This window comes from uncultured Cellulomonas sp., assembly GCF_963527515.1.
Classification (GTDB): domain Bacteria; phylum Actinomycetota; class Actinomycetes; order Actinomycetales; family Cellulomonadaceae; genus Cellulomonas.
The window spans coordinates 1-24,196 of the sequence record NZ_CAURTV010000049.1; the positions used below are offsets into that span (position 1 = coordinate 1).

Annotated in this window: 20 protein-coding genes; 18 read left to right on the plus strand and 2 right to left on the minus strand. The window is 73.2% G+C overall.

Annotated features, from left to right (window positions below):
- Positions 1–221: 221 nt before the first annotated feature.
- The 17 genes from hpt (at position 222) to RYN42_RS12210 (ending at position 20,407) form a co-directional block, all read left to right on the plus strand.
- Positions 222–776 (plus strand): hypoxanthine phosphoribosyltransferase, encoded by a 555-nt coding sequence (hpt, locus tag RYN42_RS12130; RefSeq protein ID WP_315096453.1) that lies wholly within the window; start codon positions 222–224, stop codon positions 774–776.
- Positions 777–896: 120 nt separating this feature from the next.
- Positions 897–2,924: an ATP-dependent zinc metalloprotease FtsH gene (gene ftsH / locus RYN42_RS12135; RefSeq protein ID WP_315096454.1), complete on the plus strand. Its 2,028-nt coding sequence runs from the start codon at positions 897–899 to the stop codon at positions 2,922–2,924.
- Positions 2,925–2,934: 10 nt separating this feature from the next.
- Positions 2,935–3,558 (plus strand): GTP cyclohydrolase I FolE, encoded by a 624-nt coding sequence (gene folE / locus RYN42_RS12140; protein ID WP_315096457.1) that lies wholly within the window; start codon positions 2,935–2,937, stop codon positions 3,556–3,558.
- A 26-nt stretch (positions 3,559–3,584) separates the two neighbouring features.
- Positions 3,585–4,535 carry a dihydropteroate synthase gene (folP, locus tag RYN42_RS12145; RefSeq protein ID WP_399552475.1) on the plus strand — a complete coding sequence of 317 codons (951 nt, stop codon included), beginning with the start codon at positions 3,585–3,587 and terminating at the stop codon, positions 4,533–4,535.
- Positions 4,532–5,833 (plus strand): 2-amino-4-hydroxy-6-hydroxymethyldihydropteridine diphosphokinase, encoded by a 1,302-nt coding sequence (folK, locus tag RYN42_RS12150; RefSeq protein WP_315096459.1) that lies wholly within the window; start codon positions 4,532–4,534, stop codon positions 5,831–5,833. The genes folP and folK overlap by 4 nt, the downstream gene beginning before the upstream one ends.
- A complete protein-coding gene (locus RYN42_RS12155) occupies positions 5,833–6,324 on the plus strand; it encodes a DUF3180 domain-containing protein (RefSeq protein WP_315096461.1) in 492 nt (163 codons plus the stop codon). Before folK ends, RYN42_RS12155 begins: the two co-directional genes overlap by 1 nt.
- 20 nt (positions 6,325–6,344) lie before the next feature.
- On the plus strand, positions 6,345–6,866 hold the full coding sequence (locus tag RYN42_RS12160) for a PH domain-containing protein (RefSeq protein WP_315096463.1): 522 nt from the start codon (positions 6,345–6,347) through the stop codon (positions 6,864–6,866).
- Positions 6,863–8,401: a PH domain-containing protein gene (locus tag RYN42_RS12165; RefSeq protein ID WP_315096465.1), complete on the plus strand. Its 1,539-nt coding sequence runs from the start codon at positions 6,863–6,865 to the stop codon at positions 8,399–8,401. The genes RYN42_RS12160 and RYN42_RS12165 overlap by 4 nt, the downstream gene beginning before the upstream one ends.
- The gene (locus RYN42_RS12170) at positions 8,398–9,375 is read left to right on the plus strand and encodes a DUF2520 domain-containing protein (RefSeq protein WP_315096466.1); all 978 of its coding nucleotides are present in this window, start codon (positions 8,398–8,400) and stop codon (positions 9,373–9,375) included. The genes RYN42_RS12165 and RYN42_RS12170 overlap by 4 nt, the downstream gene beginning before the upstream one ends.
- Positions 9,372–10,271, plus strand: coding sequence for a pantoate--beta-alanine ligase (panC, locus tag RYN42_RS12175; protein ID WP_315096469.1), 900 nt, complete (start codon positions 9,372–9,374; stop codon positions 10,269–10,271). The genes RYN42_RS12170 and panC overlap by 4 nt, the downstream gene beginning before the upstream one ends.
- On the plus strand, positions 10,268–10,720 hold the full coding sequence (panD, locus tag RYN42_RS12180) for an aspartate 1-decarboxylase (RefSeq protein WP_315096471.1): 453 nt from the start codon (positions 10,268–10,270) through the stop codon (positions 10,718–10,720). The genes panC and panD overlap by 4 nt, the downstream gene beginning before the upstream one ends.
- Positions 10,717–12,411 (plus strand): L-aspartate oxidase, encoded by a 1,695-nt coding sequence (locus RYN42_RS12185; protein ID WP_315096473.1) that lies wholly within the window; start codon positions 10,717–10,719, stop codon positions 12,409–12,411. The genes panD and RYN42_RS12185 overlap by 4 nt, the downstream gene beginning before the upstream one ends.
- 185 nt (positions 12,412–12,596) lie before the next feature.
- Complete coding sequence (locus tag RYN42_RS12190) at positions 12,597–17,324, plus strand: endo-1,4-beta-xylanase (protein ID WP_315096474.1); 4,728 nt, start codon at positions 12,597–12,599, stop codon at positions 17,322–17,324.
- Between the two features lie 68 nt (positions 17,325–17,392).
- Positions 17,393–18,298, plus strand: coding sequence for a carboxylating nicotinate-nucleotide diphosphorylase (nadC, locus tag RYN42_RS12195; RefSeq protein ID WP_315096476.1), 906 nt, complete (start codon positions 17,393–17,395; stop codon positions 18,296–18,298).
- Positions 18,299–18,307: 9 nt separating this feature from the next.
- Positions 18,308–19,822 carry a lysine--tRNA ligase gene (gene lysS / locus RYN42_RS12200; RefSeq protein ID WP_315096479.1) on the plus strand — a complete coding sequence of 505 codons (1,515 nt, stop codon included), beginning with the start codon at positions 18,308–18,310 and terminating at the stop codon, positions 19,820–19,822.
- Entirely contained in the window at positions 19,822–20,007 is a 186-nt protein-coding gene (locus tag RYN42_RS12205; protein WP_315096481.1) for a hypothetical protein, read from the plus strand. The genes lysS and RYN42_RS12205 overlap by 1 nt, the downstream gene beginning before the upstream one ends.
- A 67-nt stretch (positions 20,008–20,074) precedes the next feature.
- Positions 20,075–20,407 (plus strand): Lsr2 family protein, encoded by a 333-nt coding sequence (locus tag RYN42_RS12210; protein ID WP_315096482.1) that lies wholly within the window; start codon positions 20,075–20,077, stop codon positions 20,405–20,407.
- Between the two features lie 69 nt (positions 20,408–20,476).
- Here the strand turns inward: RYN42_RS12210 and xylB are convergent, their stop codons facing one another.
- Entirely contained in the window at positions 20,477–21,880 is a 1,404-nt protein-coding gene (gene xylB, locus RYN42_RS12215; protein WP_315096483.1) for a xylulokinase, read from the minus strand.
- 147 nt (positions 21,881–22,027) lie between these two features.
- Positions 22,028–23,215 (minus strand): xylose isomerase, encoded by a 1,188-nt coding sequence (xylA, locus tag RYN42_RS12220; protein WP_315096484.1) that lies wholly within the window; start codon positions 23,213–23,215, stop codon positions 22,028–22,030.
- A gap of 76 nt (positions 23,216–23,291) precedes the next feature.
- Between xylA and RYN42_RS12225 the strand changes: the two genes are divergently transcribed.
- A partial coding sequence (locus RYN42_RS12225; RefSeq protein ID WP_315096486.1) for an ROK family protein occupies positions 23,292–24,196 on the plus strand: 905 nt, incomplete at its 3' end.

Consider the following 24,196-nt stretch of genomic DNA (forward strand, 5'->3'; position numbering starts at 1 on the left):
CTGCGGACCGCCGCGATCGCCGCCGGGTGCTCCGCGGGCGCGCTGCTGCGGGTGCACGTGCTGGCGGTCGACGCGCTGGTCACGGACTGGCACGGTCAGGGCCCCGCGGCCCTCCCCGGCGGGATCGCAGCGAGCCGGGCGTGTGGCAGGCTTGCCCTGGGCCCGGCCCCCGCCTAGCGGGAGACGCCGGAACGGGTGGTAGATCACAAGGAGCAGCTGCGGTGGATCCTGCAGACATGGGCGACGACCTCGAGCGGGTCCTTCTCTCCGAGGAACAGCTGCACCAGCGGCTGGACGAGATCGCGGCGCAGGTCGACGCGGACTACGCCGGCAAGGACCTCCTCCTCGTGGGCGTCCTCAAGGGCGCGGTCATGGTGATGGCGGACCTGGCGCGACGCCTGCACTCGACCGTGCAGATGGACTGGATGGCGGTCTCGTCGTACGGCTCAGGCACCAAGTCCTCGGGCGTCGTCCGGATCCTCAAGGACCTCGACGCGGACCTGACCGGACGGCACGTGCTCATCGTCGAGGACATCATCGACTCCGGCCTGACGCTGTCCTGGCTGCTGTCCAACCTGCGCTCCCGCGGCCCCGCCACGGTGGAGATCGCGACGATGCTGCGCAAGCCCGAGGCGTCCAAGGTCGACGTCGACGTCCGCTACGTGGGCTTCGACATCCCGAACGAGTTCGTCGTCGGCTATGGCCTCGACTACGCCGAGAAGTACCGGAACCTGCCGTTCGTCGGGACGCTGGCACCGCACGTCTACGGCGCCTGACCGGCGCGCGGAGCCGAGTGCGCCCTCGGTGAACACGGTCGGGTACGCCCAGGAACTCCGTGTAACTTCGAGGCCACCTGTCCCGCGAGCGGAGGTTGAGGGGTTCTGCCCCGATCGCCCATGAACGTCAAGCGTCTAGCCCGTGGCCCCATCCTGTGGGTCGTCCTCGCCGTGATCCTGCTGTACATCGGCGCGTCCACGCTGGCTGCCCCGCGGATCAGCAAGATCGACACGTCGGACGGCCTGACCCTGCTCTCGGAGGGCAAGGTCGACCAGGTCAAGGTCACCGAGGGTGTGCAGCGGGTCGACCTCACGCTGAAGACCGACTTCGAGAAGGACGAGAAGAACCTGGGCAAGCTCGTCCAGTTCAACTACGTCGTCCCGCAGGGCGAGTCCGTGATCACCGCGATCGAGAACGCGGACCTGGACCAGGGCTACACCTCGGTGGTGCCGCAGACGTCCTGGTGGAGCAGCCTGCTCGGGCTCGTGCTCCCGTTCGTCATCATCCTGGCCATCTTCTGGTTCCTCATGTCGAACATGCAGGGTGGCGGCTCGCGCGTCATGAGCTTCGGCAAGTCGAAGGCGAAGCTGGTCAACAAGGAGTCCCCGCAGGTCACGTTCGCCGACGTCGCGGGTGTCGACGAGGCGGTCGAGGAGCTCCAGGAGATCAAGGAGTTCCTCGCGGAGCCGGCCAAGTTCCAGGCCGTCGGCGCCAAGATCCCCAAGGGCGTGCTCCTCTACGGCCCTCCCGGTACCGGCAAGACGCTGCTGGCCCGCGCGGTCGCCGGCGAGGCGGGCGTGCCGTTCTACTCGATCTCCGGCTCGGACTTCGTCGAGATGTTCGTCGGCGTCGGCGCCAGCCGCGTCCGGGACCTGTTCAACCAGGCCAAGGAGAACGCTCCGGCGATCATCTTCATCGACGAGATCGACGCCGTCGGTCGGCACCGCGGAGCCGGCATGGGCGGCGGGCACGACGAGCGCGAGCAGACGCTCAACCAGATGCTCGTCGAGATGGACGGCTTCGACGTCAACGCGAACGTCATCCTCATCGCCGCCACCAACCGGCCGGACATCCTCGACCCCGCGCTGCTGCGCCCGGGCCGCTTCGACCGCCAGGTCGCGGTCGACCCGCCGGACCTCAAGGGCCGCGAGCGGATCCTGCAGGTGCACTCGCAGGGCAAGCCGATGGCGCCGCACGTCGACCTCAACGTCGTCGCGCGCCGGACCCCCGGGTTCACCGGCGCGGACCTGGCCAACGTGCTCAACGAGGCCGCCCTGCTCACTGCGCGTACCGGCCAGCAGACCATCACGGACCACACGCTGGACGAGGCGATCGACCGCGTCATCGCCGGCCCGCAGAAGCGCACGCGGATCATGAACTCCAAGGAGATCAAGATCACCGCGTACCACGAGGGTGGCCACGCCATCGTCGCGGCGGCGCTGCGCTACACGGACCCGGTCACCAAGGTGACGATCCTGCCGCGCGGTCGCGCCCTCGGCTACACGATGGTCATGCCGACCGAGGACAAGTACTCGACCACCCGCAACGAGCTGCTGGACACGCTGTCCTACGCGATGGGCGGGCGCGTGGCCGAGGAGCTGGTGTTCCACGACCCGACCACGGGTGCCAGCAACGACATCGAGAAGGCGTCGGCGACCGCCCGCAAGATGGTCACGCAGTTCGGGATGAGTGCCCGGCTCGGCGCGATCCAGCTGGGCCAGGCCTCCGGCGAGGTGTTCATGGGCCGCGACATGGGCCACGGACGGGACTACTCCGAGGACATCGCGGCGTCGATCGACCTCGAGGTGCGGTCCCTGATCGAGCAGGCGCACAACGAGGCCTGGGAGATCCTGGTCGAGCACCGCGACGTGCTGGACGCCCTGGTGCTGGAGCTCCTGGAGAAGGAGACGCTGAACCAGGAGCAGCTGGCCACCATCTTCGCCCCGATCACCAAGCGCCCCCCGCGCCAGGTGTGGCTGTCCAGCGAGCAGCGTGCGGTCTCGGACCGCCCGCCGGTCATGACGCCCGCGGAGAAGGTCGCCCAGAACGGGCACCCGATCATCCCCGAGGACGAGGCCGCCGCCGCGTCCGAGCACCCCGCGGAGAAGATCATCCAGGTCCCCCCGTCGCAGACGCCGGACGCGTAGGGGACCGACGATGGCCGAGGAGCGGGCCACCAGCATCGGCCCGGTGACGTTCACCGGGGCGGCGGTGGGCGAGTACGACCAGGACCGGGTCGAGGCCGCGATCCGTGAGCTGCTGCTCGCGGTGGGGGAGGACCCCGACCGTGAGGGCCTGCGGGAGACGCCCGCGCGGGTGGCCCGGTCGTACCGGGAGATCTTCGCCGGGCTCTACCAGGAGCCCGCGGACGTGCTCACCACGACGTTCGACATCGGCCACGAAGAGATGGTCCTGGTCAAGGACATCGAGGTGTACTCCACCTGCGAGCACCACCTGGTGCCGTTCCACGGCGTCGCGCACGTCGGTTACATCCCCGGCACGGACGGCCGCATCACCGGTCTGAGCAAGCTGGCCCGCCTGGTCGACGTGTACGCACGGCGCCCGCAGGTGCAGGAGCGGCTCACGTCCCAGATCGCCGACGCCCTGGTCAACGAGCTGCAGCCCCGGGGCGTGCTCGTCGTCGTCGAGTGCGAGCACCTGTGCATGTCGATGCGCGGCGTCCGCAAGCCCGGGTCGCGCACGGTGACCTCCGCGGTGCGCGGCCAGATGCGTGACATCGCCACACGCGCCGAGGCCATGAGCCTCGTGCTCGGTCGCTGACGCCCGGCAGACCCTAGGCTCGCACCGTGACAGGCCCCGGCCCCTCCGCCCGCCCGGCACCGCTGCCGGCGCGGCTGCACCAGCAGAGGCGCACGCTCGTCATGGGCGTCGTCAACGTCACCCCGGACTCGTTCTCGGACGGTGGCCGCTGGTTCACCCCCGGAGCCGCGGTGGCGCACGGGCTGGAGCTGCTCGAGCAGGGCGCCGACCTGCTGGACGTCGGCGGCGAGTCGACCCGCCCCGGGTCGCGTCGCGTCGCGGTGCAGGACGAGCTGGACCGGGTGCTCCCGGTGGTCGAGCAGCTGGTGGCCCGCGGCGCGACCGTCAGCGTGGACACCACGCGCGCGGTGGTGGCACGGGCGGCGGTGGACCGTGGGGCGTCGGTGGTCAACGACGTCTCCGGCGGGTTGGCCGACGAGGCGATGTACGAGGTCGTCGCGCAGACCGGTGCGGTCTACGTCGCGATGCACTGGCGCGGGCACGCCGACGTGATGGACGCCCTCGACGACTACGACGACGTGGTGACCGACGTGCGTGCCGAGCTCGCCGCGCGGGTGGCCGCCCTGCGCGCGGCCGGAGTCCGCGACGAGCAGGTGGTGCTCGACCCCGGCCTGGGCTTCGCGAAGTCCGGCAGCAGCAACTGGCCCCTGCTCGCGCGTCTCCCGGAGCTCGTGGCGGACGGGTTCCCGGTGCTGGTCGGTGCCAGCCGCAAGCGGTTCCTGGGACACCTGCTGGCCGGCCCCGGCGGTGAGCCGGCACCGCCGCTCGCGCGGGACCGCGCCACGGCGGCGGTGACGGCCCTGGCGGCCGCGGCGGGAGCCTGGTGCGTGCGGGTGCACGAGGTCGCGGGGTCGGCGGACGCCGTCCGCGTCGCCGCGGCGTGGGAGGGTGCGCTCAGCGGCGTCGACGCCGCCGGCGACAGCGAGGACGAGCTGCCCGTGGACGAGGACGCGAGAACCGGAGGGAGCACGCGGTGACCACGCACGACGAGAGCCGACAGGACGCGCTGGACACCAGCGGGCGCCGGCTCGACCAGATCAGGCTGACGGGCATCACGGCCCTCGGCTACCACGGTGTGTTCGAGCACGAGCGGCGGGAGGGCCAGACGTTCGTCGCGGACGTCGTCGTGCACCTGGACACGCGGCGGGCCGCGGCGCGCGACGACCTCGCGCACACGCTGGACTACGGCGCGCTGGCGGAGCAGGTCGCCGCGGTGCTGTCCGGGGACCCGGTCGACCTCATCGAGACCGTGGCCGAGCGCATCGCCGCCACGGTGCTGGCGTCGGGGATCGTGCAGGCGGTCGACGTGGCCGTGCACAAGCCGCACGCGCCCATCCAGGTGCCGTTCGGTGACGTGGTCGTCGCCATCCACCGCGACCGCTCCAAGCTGCCGGCCGCGGAGCCGTACGTCCCGCGCCCGGCCCCCCAGGCACTCCCCGCGTCGCGCCCGTCGCCGACCGTGACGGCCACGTTCCCCGTGACCCCGGCGCCCGGTGCACCGGCGGTCGCACCGGCCGCCACGTGGGCCGACGCGGTCGCCCCCGCCCCGGGCGGGCTCTCCGTGGACGGACCGGACTCGCTATCGACGGGACCGTCGGCGGGACCGTCGACGGACCTGGCGACGGTCCCGTCGGCCAGCGACAGGGACGGCGGCGTGGTCGACGGCGAGATCGTCACGGACGCCCTCGACCGCGCCCCCGACGCGCCCGTGGACGTGGTGCTCGCCCTCGGCGCCAACCTCGGGCCGGCGCAGGAGACCCTGCGCGCTGCGGTCACCGACCTGGCGCGGACCCCGGGCATCGAGGTGGTCGACGTCTCGGCGCTGGCCCGCACCTCGGCCGTCGGCGGGCCCGAGCAGGCCGACTACCTCAACGCCGTGGTGCTCGCCACGACCACCCTGGCGCCGCGCGAGCTCCTGCGGGCCACGCAGGCCATCGAGCAGGCGCACGGCCGCGAGCGCCAGGAGCACTGGGGCCCGCGGACGCTGGACGTCGACATCATCCTGTACGGCTCGGTCCTGGCGGTGACCGACGACCTGGAGCTCCCGCACCCGCGCGCCCACGAGCGCGCGTTCGTGCTCCAGCCGTGGGCGCAGGTGGACCCGCACGCGGTGCTGCCGGGCCTGGGCGGCGGGCCGGTCGGGGCGCTGGCCGCGACCGCCCCGGACCGCGACGGCGTCCGGTGGCTCGCGCTGGACTGGCTGACCGCGCCCATCCCGGCGATCGGCAACGACACCGCGGCCGTGCCGGCGGGCCCCGACGCGTCGACCCCGTGATGCACCGCACCCGCTGGCAGACCCTCCTGCTCATCGCCGCGACGGCGGCCGCCGTCACCTGGATCGTCCTGGGGGCGGTCTCGGGACGCGGCGGCATGCTGCCGACCGTCGCCCCGCTGGTGGTCGTCGTCGAGCTGCTCATCGCTGCCGTCGTGTTCTCCATGGGGTGGGCGGTGCGCCAGTTCCTGCAGGGCAAGCGCCCGACGCTGGACCCCATCCGGGCGGCGCGGACGGCGGTCCTGGCCAAGGCCTCCTGCTACACCGGCGCGCTGCTCACGGGCTGGTACGGCGGGCAGGTGCTGGCGCTGGTCAGCGAGCTGGACGTGCCGGGCAACGGTGGTCGGGCAGGCGCCGCGGCGATCGCCGCGGGCGGTGCCGTCGCGCTGGCGGTCGTCGGGCTGGTGGTCGAGTGGTTCTGCCGGGTTCCTCCGCCCGAGGAGGGGAACGAGGCCGCGCGGGAGAGCCCGGCACCGGATCCCAGCGCCACCTGAACGGGTGGAAGGATGACCCCATGACCTCCGACGCCGGCCGGGCCGATCCGCGCAGCACCAGCGAGCCGTTCGACCCCTCCGACGTCACGTGGACCCCGGTGTCGCGGCGGCTGGTCGGCGCCCGCCTCACGGTGACCGCCCTCGTGCTGGGCCCGGTGCTCGCTCTGCTCGTCCTCATGGCCGTGCTCGTCGGGGCCGCGTGGGTCTGGGTGTTCCCCGCGGTGGTCGCGCTGCTCGTCCTGTGGATCGTGTGGCTGGTGCCCCGCCAGGTGGGGGCGATGGCCTACGCGGAGCGCGCGGACGACCTGCTGATCCGGCGCGGCATCATGTTCCGCTCGCTCGTCGTGGTGCCGTACGGCCGCATGCAGTACGTGGACGTCAACGCGGGGCCGCTGGCGCGCAGGTTCGGGATCGCGTCCGTCCAGCTGCACACCGCGTCGCCCGCCACGAGCGCGTCGATCGACGGCCTGCCGCCGCACGAGGCCGCGCGCCTGCGCGACCGGATGGCGTCGCGCGGCGAGGCGCGGCTGGCGGGGCTGTGACGGGCGCGCCCGACGTCGAGACCCCGCGCGCCGAGGACATCACCGGCTGGCGGCGCATGCACCCGGTCACCCCGGCGCTCAAGGGCTGGAAGGTCCTCGTCGCGGTGCTGGCCATCGCCTGGTTCCAGGTGGGCGAGAACCTGCAGCAGGCGATCGACCTGCTCGAGGGCCGGGCGTTCCTCGCGCTCCTCGGCGGGATCCTGCTGGTCGGGCTCATCGGCTTCGGCTACTCGGCCGTCGCGTGGCGCGTGACCCGGTTCGCCGTCACCGACGACGCCGTGCACCTGCGCACCGGCATCCTGTTCCGGCAGCAGCGGCAGGCGCGGCTGGACCGGCTGCAGGCCGTCGACGTGGTCCAACCGCTGCTCGCGCGGCTGGTCGGGCTGGCGGAGCTCAAGCTCGAGGTGGCGGGCGGCAGCGGCTCGGCCGTGTCGCTCGCGTTCCTGCGCGAGTCGGAGGCGGAGGCCCTGCGCGCGGAGCTGCTGGCGCTGGCGGCGGGGCTGCAGCGGCCGGGAGCGGCGGTCGCCGCACCCGACGTGACGGACGCACCCTCGGACGCGGTAGCTCCGGCGCCGGTGCCGGTGCCGTTCGATGTCGCGCCCGAGCGCCAGGTCTACGAGCTGCCGATGGGCCGGCTGGTGAAGGCCACGCTGCGGTCCGGCACGGTGCCCGGCCTGCTGCTCATGGTGGCGGCCGCGATCACGATCGCCATCGTGGCGCAGGACATCGGCGCCGCGTTCGTGCTCGTCGCGCCCCTGTTCGGTGCCGTGACGTTCGTGTGGAGCCGGATCAACCAGGGCGCCAACTTCCGAGCCGCGATCTCGCCCGACGGCATCCGGCTGCGGCACGGCCTGACGGAGGCGCGCGCGCAGACGGTCCCGCCCGGACGCGTGCAGGCCATCCGGCTGCGGCAGGGCCCGCTGTGGCGCGGGCCCGACTGGTGGCGCGTCGAGATCAACGTCGCCGGCTACGGCCAGGCCGACAGCCAGCAGCGGGACACCGTCCTGCACCCGGTGGCCACGCGGGACGAGGCGCTGACCGCCCTGTGGCTCGTGCTCCCCGATCTCGGGGTCGAGGACCCGGTGGCGCTGGTCGAGGCGGCACTGACCGGCACGGGCATCCACGGCGGGTTCACCGCGGCGCCCCGCCGTGCCCGGTGGGTGGATCCCGTCGGCTGGCGGCGGCACGGGGTGCGCGTCACCGACCGCGCCCTGGTCACGCGGTCCGGACGGATCTGGCGCAGCGTCGACGTGGTGCCGCACGAGCGGACGCAGTCCCTGGGTCTGGCGCAGGGACCGGTCCAGCGCCGGCTGGGCCTGGCGTCGTTCGTCCTGCACTCCACGCCCGGGCCGGTGGCGCCGCGCGTGAACCACCTCGACGCGGCCGTGGCAGCCGCCCTGCTCGACGAGCAGTCCGAACGGGCCCGCACGGCCCGCGCGACGGCCACCCCGGAGCAGTGGATGCGTGCCGTCGGCGCGCCGACGCCGGTCCAGGCCGAGCCGCCCTTCGCACCGTCGCCCGGAGCCGACGCGTGACCCCACCGGACCCGAGCACCCGACCGGGCCGGCTCGGGGTGGGCGTCGTCGGCGCGGGCCGCGTCGGTGCCGTGCTCGGCAGCGCCCTGCGCGCCGCGGGCCACCCGGTGGTGGCGGTCTCCGCCATCTCGCAGGACTCGCGGGAGCGCGCCGAGACGCTGCTGCCGGGCGTGCCGGTGCTGGACATCCCCGAGGTGGTGCGGCGGGCCGAGCTGGTCCTGCTCACGGTGCCCGACGACGCGCTGCCGGACCTGGTGCGCGGCCTCGCGGAGGTCGGTGCGTGGCAGGCGGGCCAGATCGTCGTGCACACGTCGGGCCGGTTCGGGGTGGGCGTCCTGGCGCCGGCGCGCTCCGCCGGGGTCATCCCGCTGGCACTGCACCCCGCCATGACGTTCACGGGCACCTCGCTGGACCTGTCCCGGTTGGTGGGCTGCTCGTTCGCGGTGACCGCCCCGGGCCCGGTGCTGCCCATCGGTCAGGCCCTGGTGGTGGAGATCGGCGGCGAGCCCGTCGTGCTGGCCGAGGAGTCGCGAGGGCTGTACCACGCGGCCCTCGCGCACGGGGCGAACCACCTGGTCGTGCTGGTCGCGCAGGCCGCCCAGGCGCTGGCCGCGGCCGGTGTGGCCGACCCGGGCCGGATGCTCGCCCCGCTGCTCGAGGCGGCGCTGGACGGAGCGCTGCGCGCGGAGTCCTCCGACGGCCCGGGCGCCATCAGCGCGCTCACCGGCCCGGTGCGCCGCGGCGACGCGGGGACCGTCCGGGAGCACGGTGTGGCCCTGGCCACCTTCGCCGCGGCCACGGGCGCGGTCGACGTCGTCGCGGGATACCGTGCCCTGGCGCGCTCGGCCACCGCGCGCGCGCTCGCGGCGGGCCTGATCTCGCCGTCGGCGGCCCAGGAGCTGCTCGACGGCATCATGGCGGACGCCGGATCGTTGCACGTGGAGGACGGGCCGGACCCGCAGGAGGACGCATGACCACGCAGACCACCACGCCCGCGCTCGTGCACACGCGCGAGGAGCTGGACGCCGCGCTCGCGGTGCAGGACGTGCAGGCCGTCCCGCGCACCGAGGGTCGCTCCGCGCACACCGCGCGGCCGCACCGGCGCGCGGTCGTGATGACGATGGGGGCGCTGCACGCGGGGCACCTGTCACTGGTCGACCGCGCGCGCGAGCTGGCGGACGCCGTCGTCGTGACGATCTTCATCAATCCCCTGCAGTTCTCGCCGTCGGAGGACCTGGCCCGCTACCCGCGGGACCTGCAGCGGGACGTGGCGCTGCTCTCCGGGCCTGGGCTGCTGGGCCCGGACGACATCGTCTTCGCCCCCGGGCCGCAGGTCGTCTACCCGGACGGCGACCCGATCGTGCGCGTCAGCGCGGGGTCGATCGGTGACGTGCTCGAGGGCGTGAGCCGGCCCGGCCACCTCGACGGCGTGCTCACGGTCGTGCTCAAGCTCCTGCACCTGACGCGCCCGGACGTGGCGGTGTTCGGGGCCAAGGACGCGCAGCAGCTGGCGGCGGTCCGTCGGATGGTCCGGGACCTGGACGTGCCGGTGACGGTGGTCGGCGCGCCGACCGTGCGTGACCAGGACGGGATCGCCCTGTCCAGCCGCAACGCCTACCTCAGCGACGACGAGCACCGCCGGGCCCTGAGCCTGTCCCGCGCGCTGCGCGTCACGGGCACCGCGGACCAGATCCGGGCCGCCGCCCGCCGGGAGCTGCAGGAGACCGACGTGGACTACGTGGCACTGGTGGACCCGGCGACGTTCACGGAGGTCCCGGCGGGGTTCGTCGGCGAGGCCCTGCTGCTCGTCGCCGCGACCGTGGGGTCGACGCGGCTGATCGACAACGCCGTCGTGGAGGTGCGCGCGTGAGCTCGCTGGTGCGCACGATGATGACGGGCAAGATCCACCGCGCCACCGTCACCCAGGCAGACCTGCACTACGTGGGCTCGATCACGGTGGACGCCGACCTGCTCGCCGCGGCGGACGTCCTGCCGGGCCAGCAGGTCGACGTCGTGGACGTCACCAGCGGCGCCCGGCTGACCACCTACGCCATCGCGGGGGCGCCGGGCTCCGGGCAGGTGTGCATCAACGGGGCGGCCGCCCACCTGGTGCACCCGGGGGACACGGTCATCCTCATCGCCTACGGGCAGCTGTCGGACGTCGAGGCGCGCACGTACGAGCCGCGGGTGGTGCTGGTGGACGCCGACAACCGGATCGCCGACGTCGGGGAGGACCCGGGCGGCGTCCCGGACGGCTGGGACGGTCTGCAGCGCAGCGGGCTGCCGTTCGCCGAGGGCCGCGCGACGGTCGCTCGGTGACCCGCCTCGCCACGCGGCTGGCCGCCCCGGAGCCGGGCTGGACGGTCGAGGCCGACGCGGTGGTCGTCGGGTCGGGCATCGCCGGGCTCACCGCCGCCCTGGAGCTGCGCACCCGCGTGCCCCGCGTCCTGCTGGTCACCAAGGACATCCTCGCGTCCGGGTCCACCGTGTGGGCGCAGGGCGGCATCGCCGCGGCGCTCGACCCGTCCGACTCGCCCGACGCCCACCTGCAGGACACGCTCGTGGCCGGCGCCGGCCTGTGCGACCCGCGCGCGGTCGAGGTGCTCGTCACGGAGGGCCCGGCGCGCGTGCGGCAGCTGGTGGCGCGCGGGGCGGTGTTCGACACCGGCGCGGACGGCTCGATCTCGCTGACGCGCGAGGGCGGGCACCACGCCGACCGCATCGCGCACGCGGGCGGCGACGCCACGGGTGCCGAGATCTCCCGTGCGCTGGTCGCGCAGATCGAGGCGGTGCGCGACGACCCGGGCATCGAGGTCATCGAGCACGCGCTCGTGCTGGACGTGCTCACGGGCCCGCCGGGGCCCGACGGCAGCCCGGGCCGCGCCTGCGGCGTGACGCTGCACGTGATCGGCGAGGGGCAGCGGGACGGCGTCGGCGCCGCCCTGGGCCGCGCGGTCGTGCTGGCCACCGGGGGCATCGGCCAGGTCTACCGCTCGTCCACCAACCCCGCGCAGGCGACCGGCGACGGCATCGCCGCAGCCCTGCGTGCCGGCGCGGCGCTGGGCGACGTGGAGTTCGTCCAGTTCCACCCGACCGTGCTCTGGCTGGGCTCGGGCGTGAAGGGCCAGCTCACCCTGGTCTCCGAGGCGGTCCGCGGCGAGGGTGCGCTGCTCCTGGACACCGACGGCGTCCGGTTCATGCACGACGTGCACCCGATGGCCGAGCTGGCCCCCCGGGACGTGGTCGCGCACGCGATCGTGCGCCGCATGGCCGAGACGGGCTCGGACCACGTCTGGCTCGACGCGCGGCACCTGGGCGACGACTTCCTGCGCACGCGGTTCCCGACGATCAACGAGCGGCTGCTCGAGCACGGCATCGACCTGACGACCGACCTGGTCCCGGTCGCCCCGGCGCAGCACTACCACTCGGGCGGGGTGATCACCGACCTGGCGGGGCGCACCACGCTGCCCGGCCTGTACGCGGTCGGGGAGGTGGCGTGCACCGGTGTGCACGGCGCCAACCGGCTGGCGTCGAACTCGCTGCTGGAGGGGCTGGTCTTCGCCACGCGCGCGGCCCGGCACATCGCCGCGCAGGTGGCGGTGGGTTCGCTCACCCCGCTCACGCCGGTCGTCCGGGCGGGCGGCGAGGCCCTGGTGGCGGCTGCGTCCCGGGCACGGGTGCAGCGGATCGCCTCGGACGGCCCCGGCCCGCTGCGCTCCGGCGAGGGCCTGGCGCGGGCGGCCTCGGCCCTCGCGGCGGTGCCCACGGACGCGCACCTGCGCTCGGACGACGGCCGGCGGCTGGCGGCGCCGCAGGTGGCCGAGTGGGAGACGACGAACGTGCACCAGGTGGCCACCGTGCTGACCGCCGCGGCGCTGGAGCGCGAGGAGAGCCGCGGGGGGCACGCACGCAGCGACTTCCCGGTCCCGGTGGAGTCCTGGCGGGTGCGGCTGGAGCTGTCGCTGGACCCCGACGGCACCCTCACCTCGCGGCGGTCCGCGCTCTCCTGAGCGCATCCCGACACTATCGGCGTAACGATCGATACCGTCCGGAAGTTTCGATACTCCTAGCACTGGTCACCGGCCGAAGTCGTGCCTACCCTCTCCCCAGGAACCGGACAAGAGGCACCAGTCTGCGCAAAGGAGCGTTGATGAGGCACGCACGAGCACGACGTCGGCCATTCGAAACTATCGGGGTGGCCGTGACGGCCCTGGTGCTGGCGGCGGTCCCCGCCGTGGTGGTGGGATCGGCCGGACCGGCCGCCGCCGCGGACACGACCCTGGTGTCCACCGACTTCTCGGACGGCACGTTCGCCCCCTGGACCGCGAGCGGTGGCGCGACGCTGTCGGTGGTGGACGTGGAGGGCAACCCTGCCCTGCAGGTGGCCAACCGCACGGAGGACTTCGACGGCATCCAGACGCCCGCCGGGCTGTTCACGGACGTCGAGCCGGGTGCGCAGCTGACCCTGTCGATGCGGGCGCGGCTCGCACCGGAGACCGTCGGCTCGGCCGGGGTGCGCCTCGTCGTGAAGCCCGCCTACGCGTGGGTGGGGAACACCACGATGACCGCGGACGCGTGGACGACGGTGACCGGCACGTACACGGTGCCGGCCGACGCCGACCCCGCGACGCTGCAGGTGTACCTCGGCACCGGCGCCCTCGACGGCCCGTACACCTACCTCGTGGACGACCTCGTGATCACGACCCCCACGGCCGCCGACCCCGCGCTGGTGTCCACCGACTTCACGGACGGCACGTTCGCCCCCTGGACTGCGAGCGGTGGCGCGACGCTGTCGGTGGTGGACGTGGAGGGCAACCCTGCCCTGCAGGTGGCCAACCGCACGGAGGACTTCGACGGCATCCAGACGCCCGCCGGGCTGTTCACGGACGTCGAGCCGGGTGCGCAGCTGACCCTGTCGATGCGGGCGCGGCTCGCACCGGAGACCGTCGGCTCGGCCGGGGTGCGCCTCGTCGTGAAGCCCGCCTACGCGTGGGTGGGGAACACCACGATGACCGCGGACGCGTGGACGACGGTGACCGGCACGTACACGGTGCCGGCCGACGCCGACCCCGCGACGCTGCAGGTGTACCTCGGCACCGGCGCCCTCGACGGCCCGTACACCTACCTCGTGGACGACCTCGTGATCACCGGCCCGGCCGGTGAGGAGCCGGAGACCCCCGACGTGCTGCCCGGCGGAGCCCTCAACCCGACGACCACCCCGGTCAGCGCGGCACAGGGCACCGGTGACCGGTCCGCCCTGACGTTCGACGACGGCCCCAACGGAGCGGACACCACCGAGCTGCTCGACTTCCTGGCGGCCAAGGACATCGAGGCCACGTTCTGCGTCATCGGCCAGAACATCCAGGCCCCCGGCGGCGCCGACCTGCTGAAGCGGATCGTGGCCGACGGGCACACCCTGTGCAACCACGGCACGTCGTACGAGGTGCTCGACGGCACGCAGGCGGAGGTCGAGGAGGACCTCGCGGCCAACCTGACGATCATCCGCACCGCGCTGGGCAACCCGTCGGCGCAGGTGCCGTTCTTCCGCGCCGCCAACGGCGTGTGGACCACGGCCAACCAGAACGCGGCCGTCGCGCTCGGCATGCAGCCGCTCGCGGTGACCAACACGATCGCCGACTGGGAGACCCAGGACGAGGCGCTGCTCACCGAGCGGCTGCGCACGGCGATGAAGAGCGGCGAGATCGTGCTCATGCACGACGGCGGCGGGTCGCGGGCCGGCACGGTGGCGGCCGCCACGACCGTCATCCAGGAGCGTCTCGACGCCGGCTGGTCGTTCACGCTGCCCGCCGTCACGCTCGCCCCGAGCCAGCCGCCGGGCACCGCCGTGATCAGCGCCGACTTCGAGGACGGCCTGCAGGGCTGGATCCCGCGGGCGACCGCCGACGGCGAGGGCGTGCTGGCGGTCACCGACACGCTGGCCCACGGTGGCGCGCAGTCCGCGCTGCTCACCCAGCGGACCTCGCAGGGGCACGGCATCGGCTTCGACGCCACCGGGGTGCTCATCCCCGGCACCAGCTACGAGTACTCGGCGTGGGTGCGGTTCGCGCCCGGTCAGACCGTCGACGACATCTGGCTGAGCCTGGCCCGCACCACGGGCGAGAGCACGTCCTACGACACGCTCAAGCAGTTCACGGGCATGTCGAACAGCGAGTGGGTGCAGGTCACCGGGACGTTCCAGATGTCCGCGGCCGACTCGGCGCTGCTCTACTTCGAGACCGCCTACGACGGCGGTGCCACGGGCAACACGTCCGACTTCCTGGTCGACGACATCGTGGTCACGGTCCAGGACCCGCTGCAGGTGCAGGACCTCCCGCCGATGAAGGACACGGTCGACTTCCCGCTCGGCGCCGCCATCGACAGCCGTGAGCAGACCGGCTCCGCCTCGGAGCTGCTGCTGCGGCACTTCGACCAGGTGACGTCCGAGAACTACATGAAGCCGGAGGCCTGGTACGCCGCGGACAAGACGTTCACGCCGCACCCCGAGGCCGACGCGATCATGGCGTACGCCCAGGCGAACGACCTGCGTGTCTACGGGCACACGCTCGCGTGGCACAGCCAGACGCCGGCCTGGTTCTTCCAGGACGACGCCGGCACGCCGCTGACCACCAGCGAGGTGGACCAGCAGATCCTGCGGGACCGGCTGCGGACGCACGTGTTCGCGGTGGCCGAGCACCTGAGCTCGACGTACGGCGAGTTCGGCAGCGACACCAACCCGCTGGTCGCGTTCGACGTGGTCAACGAGGTGGTCAGCGACAGCGGCGAGTACGAGGACGGCCTGCGCCGCAGCGAGTGGTACCGGATCCTGGGCGAGTCCTTCGTCGACCTGGCGTTCCAGTACGCGGACGAGGCGTTCAACGGGGAGTACGCCGCCGCGGGCTCCGACCGGCCGATCACCCTGTTCATCAACGACTACAACACCGAGCAGGGCGGCAAGCAGGTGCGCCTGCACGAGCTGGTCGAGCGCCTGCTCTCCCGCGGCGTGCCGGTGGACGGCGTGGGCCACCAGTTCCACGTGAGCCTGGCGATGCCCGTCTCGGCCCTCGAGGCCGCCATCGTGGCGTTCCAGGACCTGCCGGTGGTGCAGGTGGTCACCGAGCTCGACGTGACCACCGGGACCCCTGTCACCGACGGCAAGCTGATCGAGCAGGGCTACTACTACCGCGACGCGTTCCGGGTCTTCCGGGCGCACGCCGAGGACCTGTTCTCGGTCACGGTGTGGGGCCTCACCGACGGGCGCAGCTGGCGCAGCGACTCCGGCGCCCCGCTGGTGTTCGACGATCGCCTCCAGGCAAAGCCCGCGTACTACGGCATCGTCGACGGGGAGCTGCCCGCCCGGCAGCGCGCCGTGAACGTGTTCGCCGAGGACGTGCCGATCGACGACGCGTCGACCACGGACGTCCGCTGGTCCCAGCTGCCGCTGCACCCGATCGAGGACTCCGCCGCGTTCCAGCTGCGCTGGGCGCCGGACCACCTGACGGCCTACGTCCGGGTGGACGACGCCACGCCGCAGGACGCCGACGCGATCACGTTCCAGTACGCCGGCCAGACGGTGACGTTCGGCCGGGACGGCACGGGTGACGTGGAGGGCGTGGTCACCGAGGGCGACGGCGGCTACGCGGTCGTCGTGCGGCTGCCGCTGGCCACCCCGGTGGCGGAGGGCGGCACGCTGCCCCTCGACGTCCGGGTCACCGACGGCACCGCGACGGTGGCGTGGAACACGCCGGGTGCGCTCGGCACGCTCACGCTGGTCGAGCCCCTGTCCTACGCCGAGGTGGTCGAGACCGCCGCGGCGCCGGCCATCGACGGCACGGAGGACGGCGTGTGGGCCGACGCCGGCACGGTCCGCACCGACAAGCAGACCAACGGCACGGGCGGCGGGGCCACCGCGGACGTGCGCACCCTGTGGCAGGACAACACGCTCTACGTCCTGGCCGAGGTGACCGACCCCGTCGTGGACGTCACGGGCTCCGACCCCTGGATCCAGGACTCCGTCGAGATCTACGTGGACGCCGGCAACTACAAGAACGGCTCGTACCGGTACGACGACACGCAGATCCGGATCAGCGCGACCAACACGGTCTCGTTCGGCACGGGTGACGAGGCGTTCCAGCAGAACCGGCTGGTCAGCGCCACGCGGCTCACCGACACGGGGTACGTGGTCGAGGCCTCGATCAGCCTGCTCGAGGAGGGCGGCGCCGGCACGTTCCACGGGGTGGACTTCCAGGTGAACGACGCCAGCGGTGGCGCGCGCACCGCCATCCACAACTGGGCCGACCCGACCGGCGCCGGCTACCAGAGCACGGCCCGGTGGGGCGTGGTCCAGCTGGTCGAGGCGGCCGTCCCGTCGTCGACCACCACGCTCACGGCGTCGCCGTCGAGCCAGGTGTACGGGTCGTCGACGCGGGTCACGCTCACCGCGACGGTCACGGCCGACGTGCCGGTGGCCGGCACGGTCGAGTTCGTCTCGGGCACCACGGTGCTCGGCACGGCGACCCTGAACAGCAGCGGCGTGGCGACCCTGCGGTTGCCGGCCTCCACGCCGGCCGGCAGCTACCCGGTGGTCGCCCGGTTCGCGGGTGACAGCACGGTGACCGGCTCGGAGTCCGCTCCGGTCACGGTGACCGTGAACAGGGTGACCACGACGACCGGTCTGAGCGTGACGCGCGGCTTCCTGTTCATCCCGTCGATCGCGATCGCCACGGTCGCGACCGACAACGGACGGGTTCCCTCGGGCACCATCGAGATCCGCGAGGGCACCACGGTGGTCAAGCGGCTCAACGTGGTGCTGGGCATCGCGATCGGGACGGTCCCGTCGGGCCGGCACACGTACACGGCGACGTTCGTCCCGCGCGACGCCGTCAACGTGAGCCCGAGCACGAGCGCGCCGGTCAGCACCCGCTGACGGACCGCACCCGAGGCCCGCGTCCCTGCACGGACGCGGGCCTCGGGCGTGCCCGGTAGCGTGACGCCGTGACCGCGCCGACCACCCCCCTGGACCCTGCCTGGACCGCGCGGACCGTCTCGGTCGCCCTCGACGAGGACCTCGGCCCGGAGCCGGGCCGGGACGTCACCACGCAGTCGACGATCTCCCCGGACGCGGTCGGTGCCGCGGACCTCGTCGCGCGTCAGGACGGGGTCGTCGCAGGCCTGGTGGTCGTCCCGGAGGTCCTCGGCCAGGTCGCCGCCCGGCTCGGCCTGCCGGTCCCCACCGTCGAGCAGCGCGTCCTCGACGGCTCGCGGGTGGCCCGCGGTGACGTGCTCGCCGTGCTGCGCGGCCCCGTGCAGGTGCTCCTCGTCGCCGAGCGCACGCTGCTCAACCTCGCGTCGCGCGCGTCGGGCGTCGCCACCCACACCCGACGCTGGGCAGACGCGCTGGACGGCACGGGCGCCCAGGTGCTCGACACCCGCAAGACGACCCCCGGCCTGCGCGCCCTGGAGAAGTACGCGGTGCGCTGCGGCGGCGGGACCAACAAGCGCATGGGCCTGTACGACGTGGCCATGGTCAAGGACAACCACGTGGTCGCCGCCGGCTCGGTGGCCGCCGCGGTCGAGGCCGTGCGCACCCGCTTCCCGGACGTCACCATCCAGGTCGAGGCGGACACCCTGGCCCAGGCGCTCGAGGCGGTCGCCGCGGGGGCGCGGTTCCTGCTGCTCGACAACATGCCGACCCCGCTGCTGGCCGAGGTGGTCGCCGCCGTGCGCGCGTCGGGGGAGACCGTCGAGCTCGAGGCCACAGGCAACCTCACGCTCGACCGTGCCCGGGAGGTCGCCTCGACGGGCGTCGACTACCTGTCGGTCGGCGGGCTCACGCACTCGTCGCCGATCCTCGACCTGGCGCTCGACCTGGAGCCCGGGGCGGCCGCGCCGCGCCGGTAGGATCGCCCGGTGAGCGAGACGCCCGAGACCCCCGCAGCCGACGACGCCCCCGAGCAGCTCCGCGTCCGGCGCGAGAAGCGGGACCGGCTGCTCGCGGCGGGCGTCGAGGCCTACCCGGTCGGGGTGCCGCGCACCCACACGATCGCGCAGGTGCGCGCCGAGCACCCCGACCTCGAGCCGGGCCAGGAGACGGACGACGAGGTCGGCGTGGCCGGTCGGGTGGTCTTCGTCCGGATCGGCGGCAAGCTCTGCTTCGCCACGCTGCAGGACGGCGAGGGGAACCGGCTGCAGGCCATGTTCAGCCTGGCCGCGGTCGGCGAGGAGCGGCTCGCCGCGTTCAAGACCGACATCGACCTGGGTGACCACCTGTTCGTGCACGGCCGCGTGATCAGCTCGCGCCGCGGTGAGCTGTCGGTGTTCGCCGACGCCTGGCAGCTGGCCGCGAAGTCCCTGCGCCCGCTGCCCAACCTGTACGACGGCGTGGAGCTCTCCGAGGAGGCCCGCGTCCGGCAGCGCTACGTCGACCTCATCGTGCGGCCCAAGGCCCGCGAGACGGCCCGCCAGCGCCCTGCGCTCCTGCGGTCCCTGCGCGAGAACTTCCACCGCCGCGACTTCGTCGAGATCGAGACGCCGATGCTGCAGACGCAGCCCGGTGGCGCGGCCGCGAGGCCGTTCGTGACGCACATGAACGCGTTCGACATGGAGCTGTACCTGCGGATCGCCCCGGAGCTGTTCCTCAAGCGGGCGCTCGTGGGTGGCATCGAGCGGGTGTTCGAGATCAACCGCAACTTCCGCAACGAGGGCGCCGACTCCACGCACTCCCCGGAGTTCGCGATGCTCGAGGCGTACGAGTCCTACGGCGACTACGACACCATGGCGGCGCTCACCCAGGACCTCGTGCAGACGGCCGCGCAGGACGTGCTCGGCACCAGCGTGGTGGTCATGCCCGACGGCGAGGAGTACGACCTCGGCGGCGCGTGGGACCAGCTGACGATGTACGGCTCGCTGTCGGAGTCGCTGGGTGAGCTGATCACGCCGGAGACCTCCCTCGACGCGCTCCAGGTGTACGCGGACAAGCTCGGCATCGAGACGGACCCCAAGCGCGTCAGCCACGGCAAGCTGGTCGAGCAGCTGTGGGAGCACGAGATCGGCGACCACCTCTTTGCGCCCACATTCGTGCGTGATTTCCCGGTGGAGACCAGCCCTCTGGTGCGTGATCACCGCAGCATCGGCGGCGTCGTCGAGAAGTGGGACCTCTATGTGCGCGGGTTCGAGCTTGCCACCGGCTATTCCGAGCTCGTCGACCCGGTGATCCAGCGGAACCGCTTCGAGGCGCAGGCGTTGCTGGCGGCGGCCGGGGACGACGAGGCGATGCGCGTGGATGAGGACTTTCTCACGGCCGTGGAGTACGCGTTGCCGCCTGCGGGTGGCATCGGGCTCGGCATCGACCGGTTGCTCATGGCGCTCACCGGTCTGGGTATTCGCGAGACCATCCTGTTCCCGCTCGTGAAGCCGCTGAGCTGATGAACCCGCTGTTCACCGCCCTCGCCGCGCTGCTGCCCTCCATCGGCGTCGGTCTGTTGTTCTGGTTCGCCATGCGCGCCGTGGTCAATGCCGACCGCACCGAACGGCAGGCATTGGCCAGAATGGATGCCGCGGAGCGCGAGGCGGAAGCCGCTTTAAAACGGGAAACGCCGCCGACCGTTTGACGCCCTAATGCGCCGATGCGATAGTGAACGCGACAGCATTCCTCACATCTGCCAGACGGAGAACTCAATGGCGCAGAAGGTCCAGGTCCTGCTGGTCGACGACATCGACGGCGGAACTGCAGACGAGACCGTGACGTTCGGGCTCGACGGCGTCACCTATGAGATCGACCTGACATCCGGTCACGCGAGCGACCTGCGTGACGCATTCGCCCAGTGGGTCGGGCACGCACGCAAGGTCGGCGGCCGTTCGGCTTCGAAGCCTGCCGCAGCACGCGGACGGCGCTCGTCCTCGGGCGACGCCCAGGCCGTCCGCGAGTGGGCCAAGGAGCACGGGCACCACGTGTCCGAGCGTGGGCGCATCTCGGCCGAGGTCAAGGCCGCGTACGACGCAGCGCACTGACACACCGCACGACGCACAGCACGCACAGCGAGAGCCCGGCACCCCCCGTGCCGGGCTCTCGTCATGCGCTCAGCGCGGGCGTACGCCCGTGAGCTCGCGCACCGCCGCGTACTGCTCGCGCACCTGCGGGACCGGGTCGGCGCGGTAGGTGGTGGCCTCGGACGCGGAGCTCCACGCCGGGGGCGTCGCGCTGCCGGAGAGCACCCAGGCCGCCTGCCGCGCCGCACCGTCCGCCACGTACTCGCCCGGGGTGGGGACCAGGACGTCCAGACCCAGCACGGACGGGGCGATGTCCCGCACGGCGGCCGACTGCGCGCCGCCGCCGATGAGGAACAGCCGTTCGACGGTCACGCCCTGGTCCCGCAGCGCGTCGATGCCGTCGGCGAGCGAGCAGAGCATGCCCTCGACGGCCGCCCGGGCCAGGTGCGCCGGCGTGGTGTTGGCCAGGCGCAGACCGTGCAGGGCACCCGTGGCGTCGGGCTTGTTCGGGGTCCGCTCGCCCTCGAGGTAGGGCACCAGGACGAGCCCGTCGGCGCCCGCGGGTGCGGACAGGGCGAGCGCCGACAGCCCGGCGTGGTCGACGCCGAGCATCCGGGCGGCGGCGTCCAGCACGCGGGAGGCGTTCAGCGTGCAGGCCAGCGGGAGGAAGGCGCCGGTGGCGTCGGCGAAGCCGGTGACCAGGCCGGAGCCGTCGGCCGTCGCCGTCGACGCGATCGCGGAGACCACGCCGGAGGTGCCGATCGAGACCGCGACGTCACCGGGTCGCAGCCCGAGCGCCAGGGCCGCGGCCGCGTTGTCGCCGGCACCCGGTCCGAGCACGGCGCCGCCGGCGGTGCGGGGGCCGGCCTTGTACGGGCCGAGCACGCGGGGGACCAGGGCGTCGTGGCCGAGGGCCAGGGTCAGCAGGTCGTGCCGGTAGTCCTCCGTGGCGGGGGACCAGTAGCCGGTGCCCGAGGCGTCCGAGCGGTCGGTGACCAGGGCGTCGAGGCCCGTCGCGCCGGCCAGCCGCCAGGTCAGCCAGTCGTGGGGGAGGGCGACGGCGGCGACGCGCGCGGCGTTCTGCGGCTCGGCGTCGCGCAGCCAGCGCAGCTTGGTCACGGTGAGGGAGGCGACGGGCACGGAGCCGACGGCGTCGGCCCACGCCTGCGGTCCGCCGAGCTCCTCGATGAGGTCGAGCGCGGCCGGTGCCGAGCGGGTGTCGTTCCACAGCAGCGCGTCGCGGACCACCTCGCCGCGGTCGTCCAGGGCGACCATGCCGTGCTGCTGGCCGCCGACGGAGATCGCGTCGACGTCGTCGAGCCCGCCCGCGCTGACGATCGCCGACTGCAGGGCGTCCCACCAGTACCAGGGCGCGACCTCGGTGCCGTCGGGGTGCGACGCGCGGCCGGAGCGCACCAGGGCGCCGGTGTCGGCGTCGCGCACGACGACCTTGCAGGACTGCGTCGACGAGTCGATGCCGGCCACGAGAGCCATGAGCTACCTCCAGGTGAACCCGCAACGTCCGAGCAGATACAGGCCTGGGCCTCCACCTGCTCGGACGCACGGAATGAGTGGTGCGCAACGTCCGAGCAGAGGTGGGTCAGAGGCCCACTCTGCTCGGACGTTGCGGGGACGGACGGGTCAGCGGGCGCCGATCGCGTGCTCGAGGGCCAGCTGGTTGAGGCGCACGAAGCCGAAGCCGCGCGCGGCGACCGCGTCGACGTCGAGCTCCTCGTACGCGGACTTGTCGTTCAGCAGGTCGCTCAGGGTCTCGCCCTCGGCCAGCGTCGGCTGCGACAGCTCGAGCACACCGGACTCCTCGAGCGCCGCCTGGACCTCGGGGTCGGCGCGGAACGCCTGCGCCCGCTCCTTGAGCAGGAGGTAGGTCGAGATGTTGGCGGCAGCCGAGTCCCAGACGCCCTTCATGTCCTCGGTGCGCGAGGGCTTGTAGTCGAAGTGGCGCGGGCCGTCGTAGCGGGGGCCGCCGGACGGGAAGCCGTTCTCGACCAGGTCCACCGTGGCGAACGCCGAGAACAGGTCGCCGTGGCCGAACACCAGGTCCTGGTCGTACTTGATGGACCGCTGGCCGTTGAGGTCGATGTGGAAGAGCTTCTCCGCCCACAGCGCCTGCGCGATGCCCGAGGTGTAGTTCAGGCCGGCCATCTGCTCGTGACCGGTCTCCGGGTTGAGGCCGACGATGTCGCCGTGCTCGAGCCTGGCGATGAGCGCCAGCGCGTGCCCGACCGTGGGGAGCAGGATGTCGCCGCGGGGCTCGTTGGGCTTCGGCTCGATGGCGATCCGGAGCTTGTAGCCCTTCTCCTTGATGTAGCCGGCGACGGTGTCGATGCCCTCGGCGTAGCGGTCGTGCGCGGCGTTGAGGTCCTTGGCGGAGTCGTACTCCGCACCCTCGCGGCCGCCCCACATGACGAACGTGTCGGCGCCCAGCTCGGCGGCGAGGTCGACGTTGCGGACCACCTTGCGCAGGCCGTAGCGGCGGACGCGGCGGTCGTTCGACGTGAACGCGCCGTCCTTGAAGATCGGGTGGCTGAACGTGTTGGTGGTGACCATCTCGACCGTGATGCCGGTCTCGTCCAGGGCGCCCTTGAAGCGGGCCAGGATGCGGTCGCGCTCGGCGGCGTCGGAGCCGAACGGCACCACGTCGTCGTCGTGGAACGTCACGTGCGCGGCGCCCAGCTCGGCCAGCTTGTGGACGGACTCCACGGGGTCCAGCCACGGGCGGCTGGCGGATCCGAACTGGTCCTGGGCGTTCCACCCGACCGTCCAGAGGCCGAACGAGAACTTGTCTGCACGGGTGGGCTGCGGTGCCATCACACGTCTCCTCATCGAGATGATCGAATTTAGTTTGCCGGATGAATTTATCCCCTCCAGCCGGTAGGGTCAAGCCATGCCCACGCCACCCTCCCGCGATCCGTCGCGCGTGGCCAGGCAGGCCGAGATGCGCGACCAGAACCTCGGGGTGGTGCTGCGGGGGGTCGTCGATGCCACGGAGCCGCTGTCCCGGGCGCAGCTCGCGGCGTCGGAGGGCCTCGCACGTGCGACGGTCTCCGTGCTCGTCGACCACCTGATCGAGGCCCGGCTGGTGCGCGAGCTCGAGCCCGCGCAGACCCAGCGCGCCGGCCGCCCCGCCGTCCCGCTGGCACCGGCCCGGGGGACGGTCGCGGGCGTGGGGATGGAGGTCAACGTCGACTACCTGGGGGTCCGCGCGATCGACCTCGCGGGGGACGTCCTGGCCGAGCACGTGGAGCTCGACGACCTGCGTGGGGCCGACGCCGTCGAGGTGCTGGACCGGCTCGCCGCGCTGGCCGGCCCCCTGGTCGAGGGCCTCCGTTCCGCCGGTGTCCGCGTCGCCGGCACCGCCCTGGCACTCCCGGGGCTGGTCGACCGCGTCACCGGCCCGCTGCGCATCGCCCCGAACCTCGGCTGGCGCGACGTCGACGTCGTCGCCGTGGTGTCCGCGCACCCGGTGCTGCACGGGATCCCGCCGCGGGTGGCCAACGAGGCCAACCTCGCCGCGCGGGCGGAGGCGCACGCCCGGCGCGGGTCGCCCAGCTTCGCCTACGTCTCCGGCGAGGTGGGCATCGGTGGCGCCATCGTCCTGGACGGCGAGATCTTCCCCGGCCGGCACGGCTGGAGCGGCGAGATCGGGCACATCGTGGTCGACGCGTTCCGCGGTCCGCGGGTGTCCGACGGCAGCCTCGAGGCGCTGGCCGGCCAGGACGCCATGCTGCGCGCGGCGGGCCTGCCGGCGACCGCCCGGCTCGACGCCCTGCTCGACGCGCTCGCCGCAGG